Annotated in this window: 6 protein-coding genes; 3 read left to right on the top strand and 3 right to left on the bottom strand. The window is 74.9% G+C overall.

What is annotated here, in order from left to right; all coding sequences use genetic code 11:
* Positions 1–714, top strand: a 714-nt coding sequence (locus tag DKL51_RS01380) for a ribonuclease HII (protein ID WP_124811637.1), incomplete at its 5' end; no start/stop codon positions are given.
* Entirely contained in the window at positions 711–1,034 is a 324-nt protein-coding gene (locus DKL51_RS01375; protein WP_007075222.1) for a DUF2469 domain-containing protein, read from the top strand. The genes DKL51_RS01380 and DKL51_RS01375, both read left to right, overlap by 4 nt.
* Positions 1,035–1,083: 49 nt before the next feature.
* Here the strand turns inward: DKL51_RS01375 and DKL51_RS01370 are convergent, their stop codons facing one another.
* A complete protein-coding gene (locus DKL51_RS01370; protein WP_124811636.1) occupies positions 1,084–2,190 on the bottom strand; it encodes a sulfite oxidase in 1,107 nt (368 codons plus the stop codon).
* Between the two features lie 466 nt (positions 2,191–2,656).
* Between DKL51_RS01370 and DKL51_RS01365 the strand changes: the two genes are divergently transcribed.
* Positions 2,657–3,241 carry a murein hydrolase activator EnvC family protein gene (locus tag DKL51_RS01365; RefSeq protein ID WP_124811638.1) on the top strand — a complete coding sequence of 195 codons (585 nt, stop codon included), beginning with the start codon at positions 2,657–2,659 and terminating at the stop codon, positions 3,239–3,241.
* Here the strand turns inward: DKL51_RS01365 and DKL51_RS01360 are convergent.
* Positions 3,175–4,356, bottom strand: coding sequence for an aminotransferase class V-fold PLP-dependent enzyme (locus DKL51_RS01360; protein WP_124811635.1), 1,182 nt, complete (start codon positions 4,354–4,356; stop codon positions 3,175–3,177). The two genes, DKL51_RS01365 and DKL51_RS01360, sit on opposite strands and share 67 nt — an antisense overlap.
* Before the next feature lie 122 nt (positions 4,357–4,478).
* Positions 4,479–5,282 (bottom strand): tyrosine-type recombinase/integrase (locus DKL51_RS37380; RefSeq protein WP_438819645.1); only part of this gene is annotated, 804 nt, incomplete at its 5' end.

Genomic DNA, 5,282 nt, shown 5'->3' with positions numbered 1-5,282 from the left:
GACGAGGCGGGCCGGGGGGCCTGCGCCGGTCCGCTGGTGGCCGCCGCGGCGGTGCTGCCGGAGGGGCGGCGCGGCGAGATCGAGGGGCTGGCCGACTCGAAGCTGCTCACCCCGGCCAGCCGGGAACGGATCTACGGCGAGGTGGTGACCCGCGCCCTGGCGTACGCGGTGGTGGTGATCCCGGCCGACGAGGTCGACGCGCGCGGGCTGCACGTGTGCAACCTGGCCGCGATGCGCCGGGCGCTGGCCTCGCTGACCACCCGCCCGGAGTACGTGCTGACGGACGGTTTCGGCGTCGACGGGCTGGACGTGCCGGGGCTGGCGGTCTGGAAGGGCGACCAGGTGGCGGCCTGTGTGGCGGCGGCGAGCGTGCTGGCCAAGGTCACCCGGGACCGGATCATGGTCGACCTGGACGGCCGGTACCCCGGCTACGGCTTCGCCGAGCACAAGGGCTACATCACGCCGGAGCACACCGCCGCGCTCCGGGAGCGGGGTCCGTGCCTGGAGCACCGCTTCTCGTACGTGAACGTGGCGACGGTCTCCGGCCGGGACGGGCAGCCGGCCCGGTCCCGGCGTCCGGTCCTCGGCCGCCGGGACGAGCCGATGGAGCGGTCGGGCCCGCCAGGGGGTACCGTCGGCGTGGCGTTGGGCGAGCAGCCTCGACCTCCGGCGCCGGTGGGGGAAGATGTGGTCATGGAAGGCGGAGTGCGATGAGCGCGGAAGATCTCGAGAAGTACGAGACCGAGATGGAGCTGCAGCTCTACCGGGAGTACCGCGACATTGTCCGCCAGTTCTCCTACGTGGTGGAGACCGAGCGCCGTTTCTACCTGGCCAACCAGGTCGACCTGCACGTGCGCAACTCCGACGGCGAGGTCTACTTCGAGGTCGAGATGCACGACGCCTGGGTGTGGGACATGTACCGCCCCGCGCGCTTCGTCAAGAATGTCCGGGTTATGACGTTCAAGGACGTCAATGTCGAGGAGCTCGAAAAGCCCGACATCTCCCTTCCCGCAGATTCCGGATTCGGCGGCTGACCCGAGCCGACCCGATCGGCCGGGCACCCCGGCCCGCGTCGACGGCGGATCACTCCGCCAGCACCACCACCTCGACCCGCTGCACCAGGTTGTTGGCGAAGCCACCCCGGTTCCACGGCGCCTCGACCGGCTGGGTCCGTCCGGAGGCGTCGGTGGCCCGCGCGCCCAGCACGTACCACCCCGGCTCCGGCGTCCACTCGTAGTGCCAGCGGCGCCACGCCCACGCTCCGCCGGTCGGCTCGTCCAGACGGGCCGGCGCCCAGGTCACGCCGCCGTCCGTGGTCACCTCCACCGCCGTGACCGGCGCGTGGCCCGACCAGGCCCGACCGTCCACCGTGCAGAGGCCGGGACGCAGTACCCGGGTGCGGGACATGAAATCCGGAAAGCCCGGCGGGCGGACCAGCGCGCGCGGTTCGATCCGGGTCACCGGCACTCCGGGGTCGTCGGCGTCCCGGCGCAGCCGGTAGGCCACCGCGTTCTGGTAGCCCTCGAACGGCTCGGTCAGCACGCGGATGTTCCGCAGCCATTTCACGTGCGCCATCCCGTACCAGCCGGGCACGATCAGCCGCAGCGGTGACCCGTGCTGCGGCAGCAGGGGAGCGCCGTTCATCTCGTACGCCAGCAGCACCTCCTCGCGCAGCGCGTCCGCGACCGGCAGCGCCCGCTGGTAGTCCTGCTCGACGCCGCGTTCGACGCCGTGGTCCGCGCCGGTGAAGACCACGTCCACGGCGTCCGGGGCGAGCCCGGCCTCACGCAGCAGCGGCGCCAGCGGGGTGCCGGTCCACTCGGCGTTGCCGACCGCTTCCACCAGCCAGGGCTGGCTGACCGGCCGCGGGTGCAGCAGCGCCCGCCCGTTCCCGGCGCACTCCAGGGTGACCCGGTGGCTTACCCGGGGTCGCTCCCGCAGCGCGGCCAAGTCGAGGGCGAGCCGGCGTTCCACCGCGCCGTCCACGGTCAGCGTGTGTGCCGCCGGGATGACGTCCGGGATGTCGTAGTGGACGAGCAGGTAGTGCAGCCCGGCCGGGGTGACGTCGTAGCGCAGTGCCTCCAGGGGGATGCCGTGGTTGCGGGCAGCCAGTTGGAGTTCCTCGGCGCTGATCCCCTCGTCCGGCCCGGCGATCCGGGACGGCCGGCTGGCGTCGTCCACCGTGGTCATCTGTCGCTCCCGTGCTGGTCAGCGGGCTGCCCGCCTGGTCACGAGCGGGTGCGGCGGTCGTCGGCACGCCGTGACGCCGTGCCCGTCCCGCATCGGGCCAGCATAGGGCGGCGTGGCGGGGCGCTGGTGTCGCCATCGTGCGGACATAGCAGATCCACGTCGCCTCCGGGGCGCGTCCACAGCCGCGCCCCTGTCCACAGCCGGCACTGCCGCCGCTGGCGCAGGACCGCTCGGTCGGAGCAGGCTGCCGGCCGTGCGAACACTGCCCCGGTCCGCCACGGCGACCCTCTGCTCCCTGCTGCTGATGCTTCCGGCCGTGCCCGGCACGGCGGCCGCCCGCCCGGCGGTTCCTGCTGCGGGGGCACCCAAACCGGCGGTCGCCGGTCGGGTGGTGGCCGCCTCGATGGCGTCCGGCGCCCTTCACTTCGCTCCGGCCGGGTCAGATCCGGCGGCCGTCCGCCGTCCAATGCACCGCCCCGCCGCGTCCCATCGTGCGGTGCCGCCCGCGCGAGCGTCCGGTCCGGTGGCGCTGGCCGGCTCGTCGGCGGCCCATGGGCGGTTCCGCTGGCCGCTCGCCGGTAACCCGCAGCTGGTGCGACGGTTCGATCCGCCACCGCAGCCGTGGCTGCCCGGTCACCGCGGCGTCGACCTGGCCGCCGCCGCGGGGGCGGAGGTCCGATCCGCCGGTCCGGGCGTGGTGCTCTTCGCCGGCACGGTGGCCGGGCGTCCGGTGGTCACCGTCGGGCACGCCGACGGGCTGCGGACGACCTACGAACCGGTGCGACCCCGGCTGCCCGCAGGCGCCCGGGTGGCCGCCGGAACGCCGATCGGCACCCTGCTCGCCGGCCACCCGGGCTGCCCGGCCGTCGCCTGCCTGCACTGGGGCCTGCGCCGGGGGACGGAGTACCTGGACCCGCTGGCGCTGCTCGGTCTGGGGCCGGTCCGACTGCTCCCGCTGGACGGCCGCGATCGCGGGCCCGTGACTCAGCGCAGGGCGAGCAGCGTGGGGAGCCGGACCGCCAGCCGGTCGTACTCGTCGGCAGTGTTGTAGACCTGGCCGCAGAGGCGCAGCCAGCCCCGGCCGTTCCAGCTCATCACCGCCACCTCGGCGGCGAGCCGCTCGGCGATCCGAACCTGCAGCTCCTTCGCCGCGTCCATCGTGGTCGCGACCCCGGGCGGCAGCGGGATGAGCCGCATCGCCAGCGTCGGTCCGCCGGGCTCCGGCAGGTCGGCCGGCGCCACCCCGAGCCCGTCCCCGACCACCCGCTGCCCGTACGCCGCGAGCGCGGCGTTGTGCGCGCGTACCCGGTCGAGGCCCAGGCTGCGCAGGGCGAACAGACCCACCGGGGCGGCCAGCCACGGGGTGTAGTCCAGCGTCGCCTGCCACTCGACCCGCCCGGGGAAGCCGGCCTCCTGCTCCCAGGAGACGACCAGCGGTTCGATCCGCTCCCGCCACGGCTCCGCCACCACCAGGGCGGCCGTCCCCCGCGGCGCGTACGCCCACTTGTGCAGGTTCCCCACCCAGAAGTCCGCGCCGACGGAGGCCACCGTGGTCGGCAGCATGCCGGGGGCGTGCGCCGCGTCGACCAGGACGGGCACGCCGTGTTCCCGGGCCACCCCGGCCACCGCGGCCGTCGGGAAGGGCCGGGCGGTTGCCGAGGCGATCTGGTCGATGATCAGCAGCTTGGTGCGGCCGGGGCGCAGCCCGGCCCGGACGATCTCGACCACCTCCTCGTCGGACGCGGCCAGCGGCACCCGCAGGGTCCGGGACACCGCCCCGGTCCGCCTGCACTCCCGCTCCACCGAGAAGGTCACCGCGCCGTAGCCGTGGTCCGTGGTCACCACCTCGTCGCCGGCGCGCAGACCGAGCGACTGGAGCACCACCGCCACCCCGGTGGTGGCGTTGCCCACCAGCGCGGTGCCGTCCGGATCGGCGCCCAGGAAGGTCGCCAGGTGTCGCCGGGTGTGGGCGATCCGATCCACCAGACCCTGGGTGAAGAACCGCAGCGGGTTCGACTCCATTTCGTCGCGCAGCCGCTGCTGGGCGCGTTGCACCACGACCGGGACCGCACCGAACGAGCCGTGATTGAGGTGACTGACCGACGGGTCCAGCGAGAAGAGCAGCCGAGCACCGGGAATCGGCTCGGGTGGCTGCGGGACGGTCATCCGCCGATCGTAGCCCGCGGTCGATCATCAACCCGGGGTTCGGCGGAGGCTTCCCGCGCCTGTGCCGGACCGACCTGGCCGCCCTGGTGGCCGGCGCCCGGCTGTGCTCAGCGGATGGGCGGTCAGGCGCGCGGATGGGCCTGCCGGTACGCGGCCCGCAGTCGCTCCACCGAGACGTGCGTGTAGATCTGCGTGCTGGCCAGCGAGGAGTGGCCCAACAGCTCCTGCACGGCGCGCAGATCGGCTCCGCCCTCCAGCAGGTGGGTGGCCGCCGAGTGACGCAGCGCGTGCGGGCTGATGCGGGGCAGCCCGGCCGCCTCGGCGTACCCGGCGACGATCCGACGCGCGGTGGTCGGGTTGAGCCGTCCGCCCCGCGCCCCCAGCAGCAGCGCAGGGCCGGAGCCCGTGGCCACCAGGGCTGGCCTGCCCCGGCGCAGCCACTCGTCCAGCGCCCGCTGGGCCGGCACCCCGTACGGCACCGCCCGTTCCCGGCCGCCCTTGCCGAGCACCCGGACCACCCGGCGGCCGTGGTCCACGTCGGACACGTTCAGGCCGCACGCCTCGCTGATGCGTACCCCCGTGCCGTAGAGCAGCTCGAGCAACACCCGATCGCGCAGCAGGATCGGTTCGTCCGCGGCCCCGCCGGTCGCCGCTCCGTCGGTGCCCGTGGCGAGGTCGGCCTCCGACGCATCGGCCGGGTCGACGGTCACCGACCGGCCCCCGGCGCGGCCGACCTCGACCGCCCCTTCAGCCCGACCCGCGGCCGGCGCCGAGGTGGCGGCCCGACCCGGAGCCTCGGTCGAAGCGGCGGCCCCACCCGGGGCCTGCGTCGAAGTTGTGGGCCGGCCCGGGGCCTCCGTCGAAGTGGCGGGCTCACCCGGGGCCCGGGCCGAAGGGGCGGCCTGCCTCGGAGCGCTGGCGCGGGC

Source organism: Micromonospora globispora, from assembly GCF_003857015.1.
GTDB lineage: Bacteria > Actinomycetota > Actinomycetes > Mycobacteriales > Micromonosporaceae > Micromonospora > Micromonospora globispora.
Note: the sequence above shows the minus strand (reverse complement) of the source record. Positions and strands in the feature narration are given on the sequence as shown.

What these genes read in the sequence shown, in the direction of transcription:
- DKL51_RS01375 (WP_007075222.1), top strand. Translation starts at nt 711, where the DNA reads ATGAGCGCGGAAGATCTCGAGAAGTACGAGACCGAGATGGAGCTGCAG.
- DKL51_RS01370 (WP_124811636.1), bottom strand. Translation starts at nt 2,190, where the DNA reads ATGACCACGGTGGACGACGCCAGCCGGCCGTCCCGGATCGCCGGGCCG.
- DKL51_RS01365 (WP_124811638.1), top strand. Translation starts at nt 2,657, where the DNA reads ATGCACCGCCCCGCCGCGTCCCATCGTGCGGTGCCGCCCGCGCGAGCG.
- DKL51_RS01360 (WP_124811635.1), bottom strand. Translation starts at nt 4,356, where the DNA reads ATGACCGTCCCGCAGCCACCCGAGCCGATTCCCGGTGCTCGGCTGCTC.